General features: G+C 49.2%; 3 protein-coding genes. All 3 read right to left on the bottom strand.

Annotated features, from left to right (window positions below; translation table 11 throughout):
• Positions 1-527 precede the first annotated feature (527 nt).
• The 3 genes from CLV97_RS18715 to csx20 all read right to left on the bottom strand — a co-directional run bounded on the left by CLV97_RS18715 (position 528) and on the right by csx20 (position 1,986).
• Positions 528-1,052, bottom strand: a complete 525-nt coding sequence (locus CLV97_RS18715; protein WP_425440584.1) for an IS5 family transposase — start codon at positions 1,050-1,052, stop codon at positions 528-530.
• Positions 956-1,333 (bottom strand): IS5 family transposase, encoded by a 378-nt coding sequence (locus CLV97_RS19060; protein WP_106346813.1) that lies wholly within the window; start codon positions 1,331-1,333, stop codon positions 956-958. The genes CLV97_RS18715 and CLV97_RS19060 overlap by 97 nt, the downstream gene beginning before the upstream one ends.
• Before the next feature lie 272 nt (positions 1,334-1,605).
• Positions 1,606-1,986, bottom strand: coding sequence for a CRISPR-associated protein Csx20 (gene csx20 / locus CLV97_RS19055; protein WP_106346828.1), 381 nt, complete (start codon positions 1,984-1,986; stop codon positions 1,606-1,608).
• Between the last annotated feature and the right edge of the window lie 567 nt (positions 1,987-2,553).

The raw sequence follows: 2,553 nt of genomic DNA, 5'->3' as shown, positions 1-2,553 counted from the left end.
CAGGTGATCCTGCGGTACCAAATCTTCGATATTGACCAATTCAATACTGCCTTGCCGATGGGAGTGGGTTTGAAACATACCATCCCGTCCTTATCCTTTTTGTGTTATCTTCTGATTTCGACAAAAAAAGACTGCTGACCTGCTACCTTTGTCAGCAGTCTCAGCACCCCGAAACGGGGTGCCCGTTTTTTTTAACACAAACTCTTGAAACACCGGCTCGCGCTACGCCGTCTTTGTCCGGATCCAGGCGGTGGGGATTCCAATCCGGTCCCCCTGCCGCCTTATAGAAGGCTGGGCTTCAGCTTGGGTCTAGAAGTCGGAGCAGTCCCGGTCCGAGCCTGGGAGCCTCGGACTTATTAGAGTCTTTGTCACTAACCATGGCCTCGCACCACTTCGCATTGTTAAATTCATTCTCCACCAGCTTCCGCTCCTCCGTCATCACCTCCACCTTCTCCTTCCCCGAATTCTCCATTTTTCGGCTCGCACAAGGCTAGTTTCAATTCTCTTTACTGAGGTGTTCTTAGAAGCTATTTCAAAATTCGGTTCACACACCAAATAATGAATGCAATCAGGCAAAAAGCTCTATAAATATGCAAATATCGGTCATACCGAACCACCAACCGACGGTAATTGTTCATCCACCCGAAGCAGCGTTCAATGATCCAACGCCGGCGGTATCCCTCTCCCACACGGATGGGTCGGCCACGACGGGGTTTGCGGCTTTTTCGCTGAATGGTGGGAATGGTGGGTTTGATCCCCCGTCGGCGCAACCCCATTCGAAAAGAACGGCTGTCATAAGCTTTGTCAGCCACCAATTCCTTGGGCCGCGTTCGGGGACGTCCCCGCCTTTGCGGTACCCGAACCGTTTTCAGGGTGGCTTCCGCCAACCGGATTTCATGATGTTGGGCGCTGTCCAGATACAGACCGATCGGCACCCCGTTTCCATCCGATACCATCATGACCTTGGTTCCCTTGCCCACCTTGGTTTTTCCAATCCCGTTTCCCCTTTTTTGGCGGGAACAAATCGACCATCCAGAAAAGCTTGAGTCCATTCGATTTTCTCTTCCGCATCCATTCGACTCAACAGCGCACGCCAAATCCGCTCCCATGTTCCGTCTTCCGACCATTGTTTCAGCCGCCGCCAACAGGTGGTGGGAGAACCATATTGCCGGGGCATGTCCGCCCAAGTACAACCTGTTTTCAACACGTAGAGAATTCCGTTCAATGTTTTTCGCGGATCTGCGGGCGGACGTCCGGGTCCCGGTTTGGGTTTGGGAAGAAGGGGTTCAATCACAGCCCATTGTTCGTCTGTCAGCTCATGTCTCGTACTCATACTTCCATTTTACATTGGCAGATCATGTTTTTGAAATAGCTTGTATTGTGACAACGTAATCGTTGATGTAGATGTAAGTGTTGACAATGTTTCAATCCTCTTTACTGAGGTGTTCTTATTGTGACGGCGCTGAATCCCTTGATATGATTAGTTTTCTACGTCAGTTTCCGAACACCTCCGGGGTTTTTGCCGAAGCTCCGGGTGTTCGGAAAATCAGTTCCTCATGTCCTCCGATTCCTGCGTTAAAGAGTTTAGGGTTGCGAAAAGTCCTGTTAGCATGGAAACCTCCGGAAGTTGACATGCCTAAAGATATGGATGTTTTTCACAGTTCCGTCCGGTAGTTTACGGCTTTCGTAGCGGCGGACCGTCGTCGCATAGATAGGTATCCGGCTTTCTCGGTGACACCAGGATACCACCTGATATACGGCCCCAAATTCCCCTTGGACGAGGACGACATCTCCCGGTCTCGTTACCCGGGACAACCACTCCAATACCGGTTGGAGCCATTCCTCGGGAAAGGGGCCTTCCGGCGGCACTTGGGACCACCGGGACTGAAGATCGGCTGGAAGAGGAAGAAACGTCCCTACTTCCCACTTCTCTCTGGCCTCCCGTTTCTGCTCTTCCGTTAATGTATGAGAAAACAACAAGGCCATCCGTTTCAAGGTTCTCCACACTCCGATCTGGTTATTACTAATAGGCAGTTCCTGAATCCAACCAGTGCTTCCACTTGACCAAGCGCACTGCAGCGTCCTTGCTTTTTTGTTGAGATGATCTTGGGATTTTAATCCTCTTTACTGAGGTGCGGATTTCTGTTTGCCTTGATGCTATTTCTTTTTTTCAATCGTCTTATTGAGGTGTACCTAGTGTGACCGAAAAATTGTCCGGATTTCCAAACATCCTCCGAGTCTAATCCGAAGCACCTGGTGTTCGGAAAATAAACCATACCTAATCGACAAACCCTTAAAAAGCCCTACAGATCAATGATCTGCATATCTACACTATAAATCTCGGGAACAATTCCGTCAATTAATAAAGTTGGGTACCGAACTCTGGAAGATTGTGTACAGAGCTATTACCCAAGGAGACCTCGGCCCCCCTTTTTAAGCAACACGCCAGAGATGACACTAGAAGCTATTTCAAAATTCGGTTTACACACCAAATAATGAATGCAATCAGGCAAAAAGCTCTATAGATATGCAAATATCGGTCATATCGGACCA

The organism is Planifilum fimeticola (genome assembly GCF_003001905.1).
In the GTDB taxonomy this organism is placed as follows: Bacteria; Bacillota; Bacilli; order Thermoactinomycetales; family DSM-44946; genus Planifilum; species Planifilum fimeticola.
The sequence above is the reverse complement of the archived record's forward strand: the minus strand, read 5'-3'. Positions and strand labels throughout refer to the sequence as shown.

Excerpts from the sequence above, each read along its gene's own strand:
- CLV97_RS18715 (WP_425440584.1), bottom strand. The coding sequence starts at position 1,052 with ATGGACTCAAGCTTTTCTGGATGGTCGATTTGTTCCCGCCAAAAAAGG.
- CLV97_RS19060 (WP_106346813.1), bottom strand. The coding sequence starts at position 1,333 with ATGAGTACGAGACATGAGCTGACAGACGAACAATGGGCTGTGATTGAA.
- csx20 (WP_106346828.1), bottom strand. The coding sequence starts at position 1,986 with ATGGCCTTGTTGTTTTCTCATACATTAACGGAAGAGCAGAAACGGGAG.